The organism is Desulfosporosinus paludis (genome assembly GCF_045689965.1).
Taxonomy (GTDB): domain Bacteria; phylum Bacillota; class Desulfitobacteriia; order Desulfitobacteriales; family Desulfitobacteriaceae; genus Desulfosporosinus; species Desulfosporosinus paludis.
Map to the genome: position 1 here is coordinate 143116 of NZ_CP144211.1, position 17733 is coordinate 160848.

13 protein-coding genes and 1 pseudogene are annotated in these 17733 nt (G+C 46.3%); 5 read left to right on the plus strand and 9 right to left on the minus strand.

The annotated features are described in order from the left end of the window. Positions 1-290 precede the first annotated feature (290 nt). The 6 genes from VZF35_RS00705 to VZF35_RS00730 all read right to left on the minus strand — a co-directional run bounded on the left by VZF35_RS00705 (position 291) and on the right by VZF35_RS00730 (position 7991). Positions 291-1610 (minus strand): MFS transporter, encoded by a 1320-nt coding sequence (locus tag VZF35_RS00705; protein WP_407310052.1) that lies wholly within the window; start codon positions 1608-1610, stop codon positions 291-293. A 528-nt stretch (positions 1611-2138) separates the two neighbouring features. Next, positions 2139-3521 (minus strand): MFS transporter, encoded by a 1383-nt coding sequence (locus tag VZF35_RS00710; RefSeq protein WP_407310054.1) that lies wholly within the window; start codon positions 3519-3521, stop codon positions 2139-2141. Between the two features lie 41 nt (positions 3522-3562). After that, positions 3563-4930 carry a sigma-54-dependent transcriptional regulator gene (locus VZF35_RS00715; RefSeq protein ID WP_407310056.1) on the minus strand — a complete coding sequence of 456 codons (1368 nt, stop codon included), beginning with the start codon at positions 4928-4930 and terminating at the stop codon, positions 3563-3565. Further along, positions 4923-6347 (minus strand): ATP-binding protein, encoded by a 1425-nt coding sequence (locus VZF35_RS00720; protein WP_407310058.1) that lies wholly within the window; start codon positions 6345-6347, stop codon positions 4923-4925. Before VZF35_RS00720 ends, VZF35_RS00715 begins: the two co-directional genes overlap by 8 nt. A gap of 229 nt (positions 6348-6576) precedes the next feature. Further along, positions 6577-7134 (minus strand): Fe-S-containing hydro-lyase, encoded by a 558-nt coding sequence (locus tag VZF35_RS00725; RefSeq protein WP_407310059.1) that lies wholly within the window; start codon positions 7132-7134, stop codon positions 6577-6579. Then, positions 7131-7991 carry a fumarate hydratase gene (locus VZF35_RS00730; protein WP_407310061.1) on the minus strand — a complete coding sequence of 287 codons (861 nt, stop codon included), beginning with the start codon at positions 7989-7991 and terminating at the stop codon, positions 7131-7133. The genes VZF35_RS00725 and VZF35_RS00730 overlap by 4 nt, the downstream gene beginning before the upstream one ends. 569 nt (positions 7992-8560) lie before the next feature. Between VZF35_RS00730 and VZF35_RS00735 the strand changes: the two genes are divergently transcribed. The 5 genes and pseudogenes from VZF35_RS00735 to VZF35_RS00755 all read left to right on the plus strand — a co-directional run bounded on the left by VZF35_RS00735 (position 8561) and on the right by VZF35_RS00755 (position 15225). Continuing rightward, positions 8561-10258, plus strand: a complete 1698-nt coding sequence (locus VZF35_RS00735) for a sigma 54-interacting transcriptional regulator (RefSeq protein ID WP_407310063.1) — start codon at positions 8561-8563, stop codon at positions 10256-10258. A gap of 339 nt (positions 10259-10597) precedes the next feature. Further along, positions 10598-11200, plus strand: coding sequence for a succinate dehydrogenase cytochrome b558 subunit (locus VZF35_RS00740; protein WP_407310065.1), 603 nt, complete (start codon positions 10598-10600; stop codon positions 11198-11200). A gap of 110 nt (positions 11201-11310) precedes the next feature. Further along, a pseudogene (gene sdhA / locus VZF35_RS00745) lies at positions 11311-13034 on the plus strand (succinate dehydrogenase flavoprotein subunit). Between the two features lie 24 nt (positions 13035-13058). Then, positions 13059-13811, plus strand: coding sequence for a succinate dehydrogenase iron-sulfur subunit (gene sdhB, locus VZF35_RS00750; protein WP_407310067.1), 753 nt, complete (start codon positions 13059-13061; stop codon positions 13809-13811). 184 nt (positions 13812-13995) lie between these two features. After that, positions 13996-15225, plus strand: a complete 1230-nt coding sequence (locus tag VZF35_RS00755) for an NADP-dependent malic enzyme (RefSeq protein ID WP_407310069.1) — start codon at positions 13996-13998, stop codon at positions 15223-15225. A 234-nt stretch (positions 15226-15459) separates the two neighbouring features. Here the strand turns inward: VZF35_RS00755 and VZF35_RS00760 are convergent, their stop codons facing one another. The 3 genes from VZF35_RS00760 to VZF35_RS00770 all read right to left on the minus strand — a co-directional run bounded on the left by VZF35_RS00760 (position 15460) and on the right by VZF35_RS00770 (position 17539). Next, positions 15460-15783 carry a GNAT family N-acetyltransferase gene (locus tag VZF35_RS00760; protein ID WP_407310071.1) on the minus strand — a complete coding sequence of 108 codons (324 nt, stop codon included), beginning with the start codon at positions 15781-15783 and terminating at the stop codon, positions 15460-15462. 410 nt (positions 15784-16193) lie between these two features. Next, positions 16194-16763 carry a flavin reductase family protein gene (locus tag VZF35_RS00765; protein ID WP_407310073.1) on the minus strand — a complete coding sequence of 190 codons (570 nt, stop codon included), beginning with the start codon at positions 16761-16763 and terminating at the stop codon, positions 16194-16196. A 398-nt stretch (positions 16764-17161) separates the two neighbouring features. Next, on the minus strand, positions 17162-17539 hold the full coding sequence (locus VZF35_RS00770; RefSeq protein WP_407310075.1) for a pyridoxamine 5'-phosphate oxidase family protein: 378 nt from the start codon (positions 17537-17539) through the stop codon (positions 17162-17164). Positions 17540-17733: the final 194 nt, after the last annotated feature.

Genomic DNA, 17733 nt, shown 5'->3' on the forward strand with positions numbered 1-17733 from the left:
TTACAATATTAATCGTACCGGCCTTACGGGGCGGAGCGCTTGATTCCCTGGCAATGTACCCTACCGCTGCCGAAGCGCAGATGGTATGTTCTCTGGTGATTGCAAAAAAACAGTTGGAATGACCGTTTCATCATTCCAACTGCATCTAATCTTATTAATCATACATTCAGGGCTTCTTAACTTATGGACATTGGTTTTGCAACGGCCTCTGATGGAAGGAGATTGTAAAACATACGGCACTGCTTTATTAGGTGATGACCTATAATATAATCTAAGAGACCGTGGTTATCTTAGGAAGCCAATTCCTTACTTTGGGTCACCTGAGTCCTGTTATTCTCACGGTCCGGATTATGGAAGAGTATAACACCAATAACCGAACTAATATTGAGTACAATGACCAGAACGAAGGCTCCCTGGAAGGATCCGCTGACCTGGATAATGAAGCCGGTTAAGGTAGCGGCGATTAAGCCGGCAACCGCAAAGAACAAATCCGTGATCCCCATGGCAGTTCCAGAGCGTTCTTTGATAATATCAATGTTAACGGCGTAGAAAATACTGTTAGGAGCCATATTGAAGCCAACACAGAGGGAGATTGAGAGCAAGGCAACCCCTACGGAATGATAGTAAAGAATCGGCAAAAGACAAATCGCGCCTAACAGTTGGGTAATCCAAAGTGGATGAGAACGGGCCAGGCGATATTTCCCGGTGGACTTCAGGATGCGATTGGAGATGATGCCCACGAGATATAACATAACTGCCGCCGTAATCCAGGGCAAGAACGTGAAACTGCCAACCTGAGTGAGGTTCATGTGATAGGTTGTGTTTAAGAACGTCGGCAGCCAGCCCATGAAGAAGAAGAGATTGTAGCCGAAGACGAAGAAAGCCCAGTCGTTCGAAAGCAGAGTCGGATTGGTAAGCAGGAATTTCCACATGCCAGGTTTGGAAGCATGACTTTGACGATGGATTTCTTTTTCGGAATCACGGGAAACTTTGTCGCTTTCCTTAATATATTTCAGTTCGGCATCGTTAACTTTTCTCGAATTCTCCGGAAAATCACGGAAGTAGAAATACCAGATTGGAGCCCAGATGATTCCTAAAGCCCCCAGAACAACGAACATGCCCCGCCAGGTAAATAAATTCGCCAGGAAAGCAACAATCAGGCCGCCGAAGGCTAGAGCAAGCGGTACGCCCACCAAGGCATTCCCCAAGGCCAGAGCTCTTTCCTTACCGGGCAGCCAGTCCCCGACCACACGGTTCAAAGCAGGGAAGTTCGGACCTTCCGTTACGCCCAGAATCAAACGAACGGTATATAACATAGCAAAGCTGGCAGCTGCGGCTGTGGACAAAATACTCAAGGACCAAACCAAAGCTGTGATCATCCAAATCTTGCGGGAACCCCACCTATCTACCATAAGTCCGCCTATGAAAACCATAACCGCATATCCTACGTTAAAGGCGCCAAGAGTTAAACCGATATCCTCCGGAGTCATATGAAACTGTTTGCTGAGCAACGGCATGGCAAAAGCAATTGCCGAGCGGTCAACATAATTTACCATAGTAATAATAAAGACCATAAAAATAATAAACCAACGATAATTTGTCTTCAACATACTCATCTCCTTTTACTTTCTGTCAGTGAAAACTGTGTCTGGCTATGAGAGCGGTGATGATTAAATCGATCCCCCTTCCTATTTCTTTTTCGTGCAGAAAATTCAGATTATACATATTAATAGCAATTATTATGCCAAGATTTCTGCATCAAAATTTTTTATTACCCAGCCCGCCTTAAGTCCCCTTGAATACTGGGTTTTGTCCTAATATCCAGCTAAATGGCGTAAAATTATTTGTAATCAGGAAATTAAATAGACAGAAAAATGTGGATACTTTTTAAGCACAGTGCCTAAAAAGTATCCATTAAGTTTCGCGCTGTCAGCATAGAGGTTGTTCCGGCCGGCCCCTATCTGCGGGTGGTCGAAGAAGCCATAAATACAAAAGCGTGGAGATCTTTGCTTTTTTAAAGCAAGACCTCCACGGCTTATTTTCAGGCAATAAAGCTACAGAATAACGATGGAATATGAAAAAACCCGTAGGCCCCTAAGGCAGCTTCACATTTGAGTATCCGCAGACTCAAACTCCGGTTAATCCGGCAAGGGTTTGCCTTTAGTTTCCTTCGCCCAAAGGAGAGCAATAATCCCAACAATGTAAATCGATGAAACGGCGGCAACCGCTTTGGCATAAGAGCCGAAGCTATTAACCAGGAAACCTGTCAATAGCGGACCAGTGGCGGCTAAAATTCTCCCGAAGTTAAAGCAAAACCCCTGCCCGGTTGCCCGCAGTCTCGTAGGGTAAAGTTCGGCCAGATAAATCGGAAACCCCGAGAAGATCCCGTTATTGAAGAACCCTAACACCGGCAAGAGCAATATCAGCATGGTAAAGTTTGTGACATTATAAAAAATATAGGGTGCTAAGAGGACACTGCCCAGAAAAAAAATCAAAAACGCTTTCTTGCGTCCGAGACGATCGGCTATGGGGCCAAAGAACACGTAACCGAGGATCGCTCCCGTATTCAAGGCCATAATAGCGTAACTCTTATAGTTTGAAATAACTGCTTCAGACAGATGATGGACATGTAGCAGCTCCTCGACGAAGGTTGGAGTCCAATTAGTCACGGCCCACAGTCCGAAGGTAGCGGAAAAGGATAAGAGCGTACCGACAATGGTATCGCGCCGGAGTTCCGGCCAGAAAATTTGCTTTAGGGTAAGTACGGCCAGATTTTTGCTGACGGCAGCCGTATTGCCCGAATTCTTCAGAGTCTCCCGTTTTTTCTTGACCACCAGCCATTTCTCGGGTTCCTGGACTTTTTCCCGGATAAAGGCGGCAAAGACAGCCGGGAAAATGCCGATAATCAAGACTGCCCGCCAGGGAGTAAATTGATGAGCGCTCGCCAGCGGGACAACAAATAAATTGACAATGGCCGCGAAGAAAAAGCCTACCCCCCAGGCACTTTGCATCAGACTAAGCACTTTTGTCCGGTATTTGTCCGAAAAGGATTCTGCTACCAAGGCGGAACCTGCAGACCACTCGCCGCCGATGCCGAGCGCCGTGAGGAAGCGAAAAAACGCCAACTGTTCCCAGCTTTGGGATAGAGCTGCCACTCCTGTGAAGACTGCATAAAAGAGAATGGAAATGGCCAGGGTTCTGCTGCGTCCGAAATAGTCCGCCAGCGTCCCGAATAGAGTTCCTCCGATTGCCCAGCCCACTAAGAAAATTGCTAAAATAATTCCTCCGTGCGAGGCTATATCCGCTTTATTGGCTGCGGTTGCCAAAAGGTCTTTCAAGGATGAGGGCAGAACCATAGCGTAAATGGTAGAATCCATAGAGTCAAAAACCCAGCCGATCCAGGCAGCTAGAAGGACCAGCCATTGCTGCCTGGTAATATTTTCAGGCAGCCAAAAGTTTATTTTTCTTTCAGTCACATCCCGTTCGGACACTTCTCGCTCAGTTATTTCCCGCTTAGGCAATGAGTTGAAGCACAAATTATTCTTGTTCATCGCTTATCTCTCTATTCTATGCCATATTCTTCGATCTTGTATTGTAAAGCCCGTCTGCTGATACCTAACACTTTAGATGTTTGCAGCTTATTTCCCCCTGTCTTTTGCAAGGTAGCAGCAATGGCGTCCTTTTCTAGAGATTTTACCATGGCTCGCAGTGTCTCCGGCTTTCCTTCTTTATCGGAGAGCTGGGGTTTTGGGGCCGGGGCTATTTCTATGGGCAGGTCCTCCGCTAAGATAATCTGTCCATTCCCCATAACAATCGCATGTTCAATAATATTTTCCAGTTCCCGTACATTTCCCGGCCAATCATAATTCTGCAATACTTCAATAACCTCTTGGGAGATCTTTTTGGGCTGTTTCCCAAGCATAGCGCAGAATTTATCCCGGAAATAGGCGGCCAACAAAGGGATATCTTCTTTTCTTTCCCGCAAGGGAGGGATAAAAATGGACACAACATTTAAGCGGTAGAACAGATCCGCCCGAAAGCTTTTTTCCGCAATGCTTTTGCGCAAATTTTTGTTGCTGGCCGCAACCACCCGGACATTCACGGCTATTTTTTCATTGCCGCCCACCCGTTCAAATTCACGCTCCTGCAGCACCCGGAGAAGCTTAACTTGCAACGTCGGACTCATTTCTCCGATTTCATCGAGAAAAATGGTGCCGCTGTCGGAAAATTCGAATTTCCCGATTTTCCGGTTGTGAGCGCCTGTAAACGCACCTTTTTCATGCCCAAAAAATTCGCTTTCCAGAATCCCTTCCGGAATCGCGCCGCAATTCACCGTCACAAAGGGTTTGTTTTTGCGGTTACTGCATTGATGCAGGGTACGGGCTACCAGCTCTTTGCCGGTGCCGCTCTCTCCCTGGATTAAAACCGAGGAATTACTCACGCTCACCCGGCCAATCGTCTTAAACACTTCCTGCATGAGAGGACTGGACCCGACAAAGGAATCCATATGCAAATTGCTTGCGTGTTTGGGGGCGTCACTCGGGACATCATTCTCCAGCCGGGAGGAAAATGCCTTTTCGACAGCGGTTTTTACTTCGGAAATATCGAACGGTTTGGTCAGGTAATCGAAGGCGCCCAGACGCATAGTCTCCAAAGTCGTCTCGACCGTACTGAAGGCCGTCATCATAATAATAGGCAGGCCGGGATAGTCACTGCGCAGGGTCTTGAACGCTTCCATTCCGTCTAATTTAGGCATCCGGATATCCATAATCAGGAGGTCAAAACTGCGGTTTTTGACTTTGTCCAAAACTTCTTCACCGTTCTTTGCAGTGGTGACCATGTAATTCATTTTGCTTAAGACCCGGCTTGTCAAATTGCGTACACTTTCTTCATCATCAGCAACCAGGATTGAGCCTTTGGACTCAGACATTTAGAATACCCCCTTGGCGAATCGGTAAAATAAGCTTAAATTCTGTCCCTGAGTTAAGCCGGCTGTGTACTTCAATTTTTCCACCGTGAAGTTCAATCAATTGATGGGCAATAGCCAAACCTAACCCGGTGCCCTCTCCTTTGGTGGTAAAGAAGGGGTCAAACAGCTTATCGATAATAGCCTGGGAAATCCCCAGGCCGGAGTCGATGATCCTGATAGCGACCTGATCCCCTTTCTGTCCGGTGACGATTCTGATCGTCCCTTGATCCTGAATGGCTTGACCGGCGTTGATGAACAAATTGAGTAGGATCTGTTTAATTTGATCCTTATCAACTTCCGCCAGAACATTCTCGCCGTACTCCTTCCGCAATTCAATCCGGTGCTTAAAAGCAGGCTTTTCGATTAAAACCAGGGTTTCTTCGATGATTTGGTTAAGATTAACGAGTTCAAACTGACTGGCCGAAGGTCTGGCAAAAGCCAGAAGTCCCTGAACGATCCGGTCAAGACGGTTTACCTCTTTAACAATCACGGCGGTGTATTCTCGCCTCGGGTCATGAAGATCCAATTCATCCTCCAGAACCTGGGAGTATCCTTTGACTGCAGTGAGCGGATTGCGGATTTCGTGAGCAATCCCAGCCGCTAATTCGCCCAGACCCGCAAGACGGTTAGCTCGCAGAACTTGGGCTTCCAGTAGGCGCTTCTCGCGCAAATCAATGATGATGGCTAAAGCGCCGACGATCTCTTCATCATCATGCAATCTTGAGGTGGAGATCGCTACGGCAATGGAATTTCCGTCAGGCCGGGAAAGGATTTCTTCTTTCGTCATATCGGTAGGCTGCTTGGTTAAGGCAGCTGCCAGCGGGCGGATTAAAGCGGGAGGTAAGCCAATCTCCTGATAATTTGCTCCAAGAGCTGTTCCCGGCGGAATACCTGTTAAGCTTGAGACTGCAGGATTAAAGAGAATGATCTTGCCAAGTTTATCAACGGTAATAATTCCGTTAGGGCTGCACTCCAGCAGTGCGTCTCTGTGACTGCGGGTCTCATGCAATTTCTCAGCAAGTTGATTAATTGAAGTGGCGATTTCCCCCATAATTCCCCGCTGAACATCAATGGCCGTATTGGCGTCATGACTTAAATTATCCAGGCCTTGCTTGATTTTATTGACCGATCCGGACAGTTCACTCGTGAAAATTCCCGCGCCGGTTAAACTGACAACCGTCCCGATGATGACAATATAGACGATATTTTCCCGCAAGCGGGCTATCTCTATTTTCTCAAAGCTAAGAGGATGCCCCGTTTCAAGGGCCTGGGCCTGTAAAGCCCTGTCCGCGGCTTCCATGGTGACTAAACTGGTTATAACAATGGGCGTCACGACAAGCAAGAAAACAGATAAGATCAGATTGGCGCGGAACTTCATCTGGTAAGCCTCCATCTTTAGTCATTACACTATTTATTCGTCTGTTTACCCTTAATTCCTTTAAAGAGAATACAATATAATGAACTTTCAAAAAACTACAAAGGAACAGCTTCCCGCACATCCGTTCACTCGGCACTTCTAGGCTTACCCATGCACTTGCATAAGAGCTTTACCAAACTTCCGGGATACCTGAAATGAACTAATGGCTTCGCTTCCTCATGCATTGCCATCATAGACTGCGGTACTGAGCTTTGCCAATTTCGTAAAGATTGCTGCCATAGCAATCAATGACCACAATAGCCGGGAAATCCTTGACGACCAGGCGCCGTACCGCCTCTGTTCCCAGCTCGGGGTAGGCAATCACTTCGGCGGAAACAATGCACTTGGATATAATGGCGCCCGCCCCGCCAATCGCGCCGAAGTAAACAGCGCCGTGTTCTTTCATGGCTTCAACTACCTCAGAGGAACGCAGTCCCTTGCCGATCATGCCGGTTAACCCCTGAGCGATTAGCGCAGGGGAATAGGCGTCCATCCGCCCGCTTGTTGTCGGACCGGCGGAGCCAATCACCTGACCTTCTTTCGCCGGTGTCGGTCCTACGAAATAGATCATTTGATCCTTCACCGGGAAGGGAAGGTCGGCGCCTTGGGCCAAAGCATCGATCATTTTCTTATGGGCCGCGTCGCGCCCGGTGTAGATGACACCGCTGATTAAGACACTGTCCCCTGCCTTCAGGCTTTTGAGCTTCTCCTGGGTAAGGGGAGTTTCAATCCGTAAGGGTTCGCTCATCTGCTTATCCTCCCTTGTAAAACAATTTCTTTATGACGGGTGGCATGGCAGCCAATGTTTACGGCAACCGGCATCCCGGCGATATGCGTGGGATAAACTTCCAGGTTAACGGCAAGCGCTGTCGTCACCCCGCCGAACCCCTGGGGACCGATGCCCAGACGATTAATCCGATTCAATAATTCTTCCTCGATTTTCGCCAGACGCTCCTCCGGGTTATGTTGGCCTACCTCTCTGAGCAAGCTCTTTTTGGCCAGGAAGGTCGCTTTTTCCATCGATCCGCCGATACCCACTCCCACAATGATCGGAGGACAAGGATTGCCGCCCGCCCGGTCGACCGTGTCCACCACAAACTGCATAGCCCCTTCTAAACCCTCCGAAGGCTTGCACATTTTCAAGCCTCCCATATTTTCACTGCCGAACCCTTTCGGAGCCACGACCAGGCGCAGCGAATCGCCCGGCATAAGATCATAGTGAATAATTGCCGGCGTGTTATCCCCTGTATTCACCCGCTCAAAGGGATCGCTGACCACGGATTTACGCAAATATCCTTTTTCATAGCCGCGGCGCACCCCCTCATTGATGGCCTCAGTTAAGGCGCCGCCGGCAACATGCAAGTCCTGGCCCAGTTCAGCAAAAATGATCGCCATCCCCGTGTCCTGGCACATGGGAACTCTCTCTTGCCGCGCAACCTGGGCATTCTCAATCAACCGTTTCAACACCTCGGCCCCTAAGGGTGAGCGCTCGTCCTGCAAAGCTTTTTGAAATCCCGTCATAATATCCGAACCAAGGTCGTAATTGGACTCTATACAAAGTTTTTCAACCGCTGAAATGATTTCTTCAACATAAATTTCCTTCATGCTTTTCCCCCCAATGTTATTGTCTTAATCCTAGTTTTGTCTTCTTCCGACTCCTTTCTTATCACTGCATTTCAAATCTGCCTTCCATAATTCCTTCTCAGATCTACATCGCCTACCTGCTTCTCAACCTATTTCTCATACTTGCTCATCATACAGTGCTATGGTTTTCTCTTGGTTTAACTTAGCAAGAATTATGCCAATAATCATAAACACGGAAAATAGCTCAAAAAGGCATAACGACTGGGTTTCCGGAAGCTTCCTCCCGGAAAAACCTGACAAAATGATTCTAATTTCTATATTTTAGATGTGATAAGTAGAAAAATCAGGCAGAGACAACCCAAGACAGCCCTCAGAATCACGTTTAACTCAGCCAAATCCAAATAAATTTCTAATAATTAGATTTTTAGGTAGGGAATCAGCTTAATATATCGAATATTTCTAATAACGTCCGGAGTCGGGCCTGAGAACCAGTATCTAAATCCGAACAAATATCGAAACTCTTTTAATAATAGTACTGAACGTAAAATGCAAGATCAAAGGCAATTGATAATCCGACAGGAGTGGGATCTATGGCTCTCAAAGTAAGAGTAGGCATCGTAGGCATGGGGCAAGGAGGAACGGCGGTCTATAAAACCCTGCGCAAAATTGACCATATCGAGATCATTGTGGTCTGTGACCGTATCGATAAGAATCCCGGGGTGGAAATAGCCAGGCAGGACGGTGTAGCAACCTGCCTGACTCTGGAGGCCTTTCTTAAAATTCCGAATCTCGATGTGATTATTGAAGCAACCGGCAGCCCCAATGTCCAGGTAGAATTAGAGCGCAGGAAAGCAAAGTCCAGCGCCTTGATTGAAGCTCAAGGCGCCAATCTTATGATGTACATCATTGAAGAAACCGAAAAGCTGGCCAACATCAAACACCTTAAAGGAGAACTCGACACGATTCTGAACTCGGTACAGGAAGCCATTGAAGTCGCAGGAATTGACGGGAAGATTAAATATGTCAACCCATCGTTCAGCCGGGTGACTACAATTCCCGCGAGTCAAAGAATCGGCAGCAATATTTTTGCGGCTTCTCCGGACGGCGCCCTGGCCAGAGCCCTGCGGACGCATGAATCCGTGTTCGCTCACAGGTCACAGGTTGGCGGCTCCGATGTCGAAGTCATCTCCAATGCCTCCCCTATTATCGTTGATGGGAAAATAGAAGGCGCGGTCGTGGTCTTCCAGCCGCTGACGGACATTTATAAGCTTATGGAACAGTTGAAAGCTTCCAATCAAGTGATTGACGATCTGCAAAGCCGCATCAATCAGATATCTACCAGTTCCTACACCTTTGATGACTTAATCGGAAGTCACCCGGAATTTAAAAGCGCCTTGAATTTGGCCCGCAAAGCGGCGAAAAGCAGCTCAACCGTTCTTATAACCGGGGAATCCGGTACCGGCAAAGAACTGTTTGCTCACGCCATCCACAGTGCCAGTTCACGGTTCGACAAGCCTTTCATTAAGGTGAACTGCGCGGCCATTCCCGAGACCTTACTCGAAAGTGAATTCTTCGGGCATGAAAAAGGCACTTTTACCGGAGCCTTAAAGACCAAGCTGGGAAAAATGGATCTGGCCAACGGAGGAACTATTTTCTTAGACGAGATTGGGGATATGAACCCCTATTTACAGGCTAAACTTCTGCGCGTCTTGCAGGAGATGGAATTCGAGCGGGTTGGGGGAACAAAAACGATTAAAGTGGATGTCCGGGTCATTGCCGCAACCAACCGCAATTTGCTGGCGATGGCCAAACGGGGGGATTTTCGTGAGGATCTTTATTACCGGCTTAATGTCATTGAACTGCGCTTGCCGCCGCTGCGCAGTCACAAAGAAGATATTCCCGCCCATGTCCATTCCCTCATCGGCAAATTTAACCGCAAGTTCGGCAAACACGTCGTGGGTTTGACCCGTCGGGCCGAAGAGTTACTGATGAATTATGACTGGCCCGGTAACATCCGCGAACTTCAAAACGTTATGGAGCGCGCTATGCTTACTTCTGATGAAGAATTAATCAGTCATAAATCCATCCTTAATCTCTTTGATTCCCTGTCTCCTATTCCTCAGGAGCATTGGATAGAAGAAATAATGCCCATCGAGCAAATGGAAAAGCAAATGATCCGCCTGGCGTTAAAACGGTTCGGCGACTCTGCCGAAGGAAAGAAACAAGCTGCCAAGACGTTGAAGATATCTCTGGCAACTCTCTATAATAAGCTGAAAACTATGACCTAACCGGCAATAAACTATTTCAAACTAATCCTTCTAATCCTTGTCAAATAAACTTATGTTCGTTCAAATTCTATTATCTAGAATTTTTCGTGCCAAATTCTAGATAATAGAATTTTTTTGTGTTTAAATTTTGATTAATGAGAATTCATTACTCACTTATTCTCAATTCTTAACCTGATATTCCATCGACTGAACCTTAAGGCAGATAAGGCTTTGCACGGCCTCTGGAATAAATATTTCTAAAATACAGTTAAATCATCTCGAATTGGCACACAGTTTGCACCTTACTTTCTCACATGCAGTATATATCATCACAACTTGAGGGGAGAGGATCCGGGATTTATGAGTACACCACAAAAGCCTTATCATTTCTTGATTCGCAGAGTCCATTCTTTATTAGGGTTAGTGCCCATCGGTCTGTTCTTGATCTTTCACATGTTTCTTAATCTTTCTGCCCGCGGAGGGCCGGAGATGTATGACAAGGTCATCAACACCATGCGCAACTTTCCCGGGATTATCATCGTTGAACTGGTTGTCATCTTTATTCCCATTTTACTGCACGCTGTTTATGGAATCTGGGTGGTTTATACCGGGCAAGGCAATGCTTTGTATTACAATTATGCAAGAAACTGGTTTTACCTCATCCAACGTATTTCCGGCATCTATACTGCCATCTTCATTATTATTCACGTTTACCTTCTGCGTTTTGGCGAGGCGAGTTTTGCATCGATCCATCAGTTCCTAAGTAATCCGCTGGGACTAATCTTCTACGCCCTTGGCGTCCTGTTTGCCATCTTTCATTTCGTCAACGGCCTATGGGCCTTTGCCATCACCTGGGGAATTACGATTGGACCGCATTCCCAAAAAGTATTGTCTTATGTATTGGCGGTAGTCTTTGTACTGATCTCCGTGGTTGGCTTAGCTGATCTTTCCTCTTTCCTGTAATACGATGGGAATCAAACAAACCAACCACTAAACCAACAGTCAAAGCAAGCTATTTAACAAGCCAATCAGAACATGTTCATCATAATACTAAATTTTTAGGAGGGTCAGGGATGAGTAAAGTCATCGTAGTAGGCGGCGGCCTTGCCGGGCTGATGGCAACGATCAAGATGGCTGAGGCCGGTACGCGCGTCGACTTATTTTCTTTAGTGCCGGTTAAACGTTCACACTCGGTATGCGCTCAGGGAGGTATTAACGGAGCGGTTAATACCAAAGGAGAAGGAGACTCTACGTGGCTGCACTTTGATGATTCGGTCTACGGTGGGGATTTCTCGCCAACCAGCCGCCGGTCAAAGGAATGTGTGATGCGGCGCCGGCGATTATTCACATGATGGACCGGATGGGCGTCATGTTCAGCCGCACCTCGGAAGGCCTGCTGGATTTTCGCCGTTTCGGCGGAACCAAGTTTCACCGCACTGCCTTTGCCGGTGCCACCACCGGCCAGCAGCTTCTTTACGCGCTGGATGAGCAGGTCCGGCGTTACGAATCTGAAGGTATGGTTCAAAAATATGAACAGTGGGAATTGCTCTCGGCTGTGATCGACAACGGAGTTTGCCAAGGGATTGTTGCCCAGAACTTACGGGATATGAGCATCCAGGCCTTTGCAGGTGACGCTGTAATTGTCGCTACCGGTGGGGCGGGCGCAGTCTTTGGTAAGAGCACAAACTCTGCCATTTGCACCGGAAGTGCCTCAGCCGCTTTGTATCAACAAGGCGTGCATTATGCCAATGGGGAATTTATTCAGATCCACCCTACTGCGATTCCGGGAGACGACAAGCTAAGGCTGATGTCGGAATCGGCCCGAGGAGAAGGCGGCCGGATCTGGACGTATAAAGATGGACAGCCCTGGTATTTCCTTGAGGAAATGTATCCGGACTATGGAAACCTGGTTCCCCGCGATATTGCCACCCGCGCTATTTACGAAGTCGTTTTTGACAAAGGGCTTGGCATTAACGGCGAAAACATGGTTTACCTCGATCTTTCCCATATTGATCCGGACGTTTTACAAGTTAAGCTTGGCGGAATCCTGGAGATTTATGAGAAGTTCGTTGGGGATGATCCCAAGAAGCTTCCCATGAGGATTTTCCCGGCTGTTCACTATTCCATGGGCGGACTTTGGGTTGATTACGACCAGATGACGAACATTCCCGGACTTTTTGCCGCCGGAGAATGTGAATACCAATACCACGGCGCCAACCGTCTGGGCGCTAATTCCCTGCTTTCGGCGATCTACGGCGGCATGATCGCCGGGCCTAAAGTCATGGAGTACATCAATAAAAATAAGATTCAAACCCCCAGCGGCAACGAACTGGCCTTCTTAAGCGAAAAGAAACTTCAGGCTGAAAAATGGGCAGAGGTCATGGCGATGAAAGGCCCGGAAAACCCCTACCTCATCCATAAAGAATTGGGGGATATTATGACCTTGAACGTGACCGTTGTCCGCTACAACGATAAGCTGGCAGAAACTGACCTTGTGCTTCAGGATCTCTTGAAACGCTGGCATAATATCGGACGAAGTGATAATGTCGAATGGGGAACCCAGGAAGGAACATTCATCCGTCAGCTGCGGAATATGCTGGAGCTGGCCAGGGTGATTACTTTAGGGGCCTTAAACCGCAACGAAAGCCGGGGCGCTCATTATAAACCCGATTACCCCGAGCGCGATGATGTTAATTTCTTAAAGACAACGATAGCACGTTGGACACCGGGCGGCCCGGAACTCAGTTATGAGGATGTTGATGTCTCTCTGATTCCGCCGCGTCCGCGTCATTATTAATAGAAGTAGGAGGCGAATAAGAGCATGGTTCAGCAAAAATCAATCCACTTTCGAATCCGGCGTCAGGACGGCCCGGATAAAGCAAGCCGCTGGGAAGAATTTGATGTTCCCTATCGGGAAAAATCAAATGTCATTTCCTGTTTAATGGAGATTCAGAAGAATCCGGTCACCTCTTCCGGCCAAAAGACGACACCTGTGGTCTGGGAATGCAACTGCCTGGAAGAGGTTTGCGGAGCTTGCACGATGATCATTAACGGCAAAGCGAAACAGGCCTGCTCTGCCCTGATCGACCAACTGGAACAGCCCATTGTCCTGGAACCGCTGACGAAATTTCCCCTTGTACGGGACCTCATGGTAGACCGGCAAATCATGTTTGACAATCTGAAAAAAGTCCACGCCTGGATTCCCATTGACGGGACATATAACTTGGGTTCTGGTCCGCGGATGGCTGAAGTCAAACGCCAGTGGGCTTATGAATTATCCAAGTGTATGACCTGCGGCTGCTGCATGGAAGCCTGCCCGCAAGTGAATTCCCGCTCTAAATTCATCGGTCCGGCGCCAATATCCCAAGTCCGACTCTTTAATGCCCATCCGACCGGTGAAATGAACAAATACGAACGCTTAGCTCCCCTGCTGGATGAAGGCGGAATCGCGGATTGCGGCAATGCCCAGAACTGTGTTCGCGCCTGCCCCAAAAATATACCTTTAACCACGAGTCTGGCGGACTTGAACCGTGAGGTTAATAAGTTTACGCTTGACCGTTGGCTGCGAAAATAGCAGAGCTATTACACACAATAGCCTCGGAAATCAGTTGATAATTCTCTTCCTAAAGAAAGAAGAGCAATAACACAGCTATCTTTCAAACAGATCAACTACTATCTTTGCTAAAATCTATCTTCACTAAAATCAATAATTATTAATCAAAATCTAAGGGAGAAATATCGGAGGGAGTTTTGTTTAAATGGGAACCTTAAGAGAAGATGCTTTAGAGCTTCATCGCAGCAATGTGGGAAAACTGGAAGTACACAGCAAAGTACCTGTCCGAGACAGCCGGGACTTATCCCTGGCCTATTCCCCGGGGGTTGCCGAGCCTTGCCTGGATATCGAGAAAGATAATAGCCTAGCCTATGCTTATACCAACAAGGGCAATTTTGTCGCCGTTGTCTCGAATGGAACGGCAGTCCTCGGCCTGGGAAACATTGGAGCGCAGGCCTCCATGCCCGTTATGGAAGGAAAATCCGTACTGTTTAAGGCGTTTGCCGGAGTCGATGCCTTCCCGATCTGCTTAAACACTGAGGATATCGATAAAGTTGTTGAGACGGTAAAACTCCTGGAACCAACCTTTGGCGGCATCAACCTGGAAGACATCAGCGCGCCGGCCTGCTTCGAAATTGAAGAGCGGCTGAAAAAAGAAATGAATATCCCCGTTTTCCATGATGACCAACACGGCACGGCTATCGTCGTTATGGCAGGTATGATCAATGCTCTTAAAGTAACCGGCAAACGCCTGGATAACATTCGCGTTGTCACTAATGGCGCTGGCGCTGCCGGTGTGGCTATTATTAAATTGCTTCTAAGTATGGGCGTTAACGATGTGATTATGTGCGATACTAAGGGAGCCATCTACAAAGGACGCCCCGTCGGGATGAATAAATCCAAAGACGCTATTGCCGAAGTAACCAATCAACAGAAGCTGGCGGGTACACTGGCCGATGCTTTAGTCGGCGCTGATGTCTTCATCGGTGTTTCGGCTGCGAATACCGTAACCCCTGAGATGGTTAAATCGATGGCTGCCGACCCAATCATCTTTGCCATGGCAAACCCGGTTCCGGAAATCATGCCCGAACTAGCTAAAGAAGCCGGAGCAAAAGTTGTTGGAACCGGACGTTCGGATTATCCTAACCAAGTTAACAACGTATCGGCTTTTCCCGGTATTTTCAGAGGTGCTCTCGATGTTCGCGCCACTCAAATTAATGAAAAAATGAAAATAGCTGCTGCCTATGCGATTGCAGGCTTGGTCAGTGACGAAGAATGCAGCCCTGATTACGTAATTCCCAAAGCTTTCGATCCCCGCGTTGCCCCCGCTGTAGCGGCAGCAGTTGCCAAAGTCGCCATGGACAGCGGAGTAGCCCGAATAACCGTTGACCCTGAAGAAATTTCCAAGAAAGTATGGGCTATCCGTCCGGAGTAGTCTTCGCGAATCTTTCCAGCATGCCTTTGTCAGGCGCGTTAGAACTTATAATATCTTGATGCTGTGAAGACGCCAATAGCCTTCGGCACAAAAGCCGAAGGCTATTTCTTTTGCCTGAAAGCACCGCCGTTTAATACTTTTTCGGAAATTTCTCTTTTCCAAGCAGCTAGAGATACTTATTTTATCTGAAGGTATCCTTATCGAATTTCGTAAACACCAACAGGTTAGGATCAACTAATGTTTCGCATCAATTTTGCATGCAGCGCCTTGATCATCCGTACCCTGTGAAAGGATATCCGAATACAATTCTTCATGCCTTCTCAACCAAATATTAGCATAGGAACATGTAGCCGAAGCCTTTAAACCTTTTTCCCTTAGATGCTCTGCTACAACTACCATCATCTTACCAGCTACGCCCTGCCCTCTCAAAATCGGATTGACATAGGTATGATCGATATTTAACTCTCCGTTTTTCTTGAGGACAAAAGTAGTTTCACACATCAATTCGCCTTTTTCATCTGTACCAAATATACGTCTCTCTTCATAGTTCCAATTCATAACTTTCTCCTATCTAATTATTTTTTGTTTAAATTCGATTTTCAGATATCTATTATCTTGTGCTATATTCGGTTTTTATTTATCCTAGATTATCAACACCGGACTTTTCCCTGGGTTTTGGCTACACTGCGTACCTTATGAATATTAAAATAAAATAGATCTACACTATACTATAAATACGTCAAGGGAAGTTTAGGAGGTTCCTCATGAGAGCTGTAACTTATCAAGGGCCAAGGGATATGTAAGTAAAACAGGTGGCCGATAAAAACAATTTCCTGGCAAAATGTTATCCCAAGTTTCAGGCAAGGCTAATTATAAGGATCAGGAAACCCAATGATGGCAAGGCTTCGAAGGAATCGAGGCCTTGCTCTTTTACCTACTTACGCTAGACTCATACCCTAAACATTTTTTTACTCTATGTCTTTGCCTATAGAAAATCCTTGAGCAATTTGTTTTCCGATAGCATAGTAATTTCTACTTTCCGGGGCAAATATTAAAGGTTTTATTTGTTCTATAATCGGCTGATCTCCTGTTTCTAATATGGTATCATCAATTTTGGCATCCATAACCTCACCAATAAACTGGGTGTGCAGGCCAATTTCAATAATGTGGATAATTTTACACTCTAAATTAACTGGAAACTCTTTTATATAAGGTGCATCAACGGTATCACTTTTTACCGGTGTAAGGCCTGTCTTAGCAAATTTATCTTCTTTTTTTCCAGATACCATGCCAAAATAATCGGCTTCTCTAATATAGTTTTCAGAGGGGATATTTATGGTGAAAGCCTTTTTGGACATGAGGTTACCATAAGTATAGGTTGCTTTGCGTAGTGAAATTGCAACGCAAGGCGGGGATGAGCAGCAAATTCCTCCCCAAGCAGCCGTCATGACATTGGGGTTGCCTTCATTATCATAAGTACCAATAACCAATACTGGTGTAGGGTAAACCAAAGTTTTAGCACCCAAACTTTTTTTCATATAGTTCACCTCTTAAGTTATTATGTTCGACTATTCTTCCCTTAGATTCCCTCTCCATTAATCTTTACCAATTCCAAGTAAATCTTACTAAAACCATAATAAATTTCAAATTTTCTCAGAGCCTCTAACATTGCAATGTTTAACCTTTCTTCATCGGAAATTTTCCTCCATTATAATACGAATCTTTACAACTGTGGCAACTTATTCTTATAATGTTCGGAAGTTTTTTATAGGATTCAATTCATCCCACCAGTTTCCATCGATAGACAAAAACCCCTTTCTAGATCTGTCAATGATACTAGCAAGGGGGTTTAACGTTTCTACATATTAATTTACTTAATACCGCCTAGTTCCCCACTTCCCCAACGCTCTCGGGAAATGCTCTGGATTAGGCTTATTTAAAGCATTTGCTGTGCACTATCTACAGTTATTTCCAGTACTGCATGAATTCCTGAAAACTTCTCTTTCATACGTTCAAATCCCTCACCAGATTTTATAACTCGCATAGTTCCTTTCACGATAAAACCTGTTCCTTTCGATTTGTAACCCTCTATCTCTCTGCTGGCAATCGAAAGAGTAACCTCGTTATTACTGTTAATGTTCTTTTCCGTTTTGTTATAACCATAAGCTGGAATTAATAGTTTGTCTTCGGGGGTAACCATTACATAGCTATTCCATGTATTAACCAAATGTGGACCTTTGTCTCCGTTTGTTAGAATTGTGACAGCACCATCTGCTGGATGAGAAAGCACGGCTAATAATTTTTCATTAAGCATAAGAATACATCCTTTCTGTTAGAAAAAGTGGTAGTTAGGGGCTTGATAGTCTCCACGGCGACCCTTGCTCGTTTTATCGGACACGCATATAATAAAGCAAAACTGCATCTAATAACAGGTACAATCTCAAACTATATTATGGGGTCAGTTTTCGGAAACGATTTTGAATGACAGTTTTGTCACTTCAATATAAC

Bases quoted from the DNA above. Each gene is read 5' to 3' on its own strand.
- VZF35_RS00705 (WP_407310052.1), bottom strand. From the start codon at position 1,610: ATGTTGAAGACAAATTATCGTTGGTTTATTATTTTTATGGTCTTTATT.
- VZF35_RS00715 (WP_407310056.1), bottom strand. From the start codon at position 4,930: ATGTCTGAGTCCAAAGGCTCAATCCTGGTTGCTGATGATGAAGAAAGT.
- VZF35_RS00720 (WP_407310058.1), bottom strand. From the start codon at position 6,347: ATGAAGTTCCGCGCCAATCTGATCTTATCTGTTTTCTTGCTTGTCGTG.
- VZF35_RS00725 (WP_407310059.1), bottom strand. From the start codon at position 7,134: ATGAGCGAACCCTTACGGATTGAAACTCCCCTTACCCAGGAGAAGCTC.
- VZF35_RS00730 (WP_407310061.1), bottom strand. From the start codon at position 7,991: ATGAAGGAAATTTATGTTGAAGAAATCATTTCAGCGGTTGAAAAACTT.
- VZF35_RS00735 (WP_407310063.1), top strand. From the start codon at position 8,561: ATGGCTCTCAAAGTAAGAGTAGGCATCGTAGGCATGGGGCAAGGAGGA.
- VZF35_RS00740 (WP_407310065.1), top strand. From the start codon at position 10,598: ATGAGTACACCACAAAAGCCTTATCATTTCTTGATTCGCAGAGTCCAT.
- sdhB (WP_407310067.1), top strand. From the start codon at position 13,059: ATGGTTCAGCAAAAATCAATCCACTTTCGAATCCGGCGTCAGGACGGC.
- VZF35_RS00755 (WP_407310069.1), top strand. From the start codon at position 13,996: ATGGGAACCTTAAGAGAAGATGCTTTAGAGCTTCATCGCAGCAATGTG.
- VZF35_RS00760 (WP_407310071.1), bottom strand. From the start codon at position 15,783: ATGAATTGGAACTATGAAGAGAGACGTATATTTGGTACAGATGAAAAA.
- VZF35_RS00765 (WP_407310073.1), bottom strand. From the start codon at position 16,763: ATGAAAAAAAGTTTGGGTGCTAAAACTTTGGTTTACCCTACACCAGTA.
- VZF35_RS00770 (WP_407310075.1), bottom strand. From the start codon at position 17,539: ATGCTTAATGAAAAATTATTAGCCGTGCTTTCTCATCCAGCAGATGGT.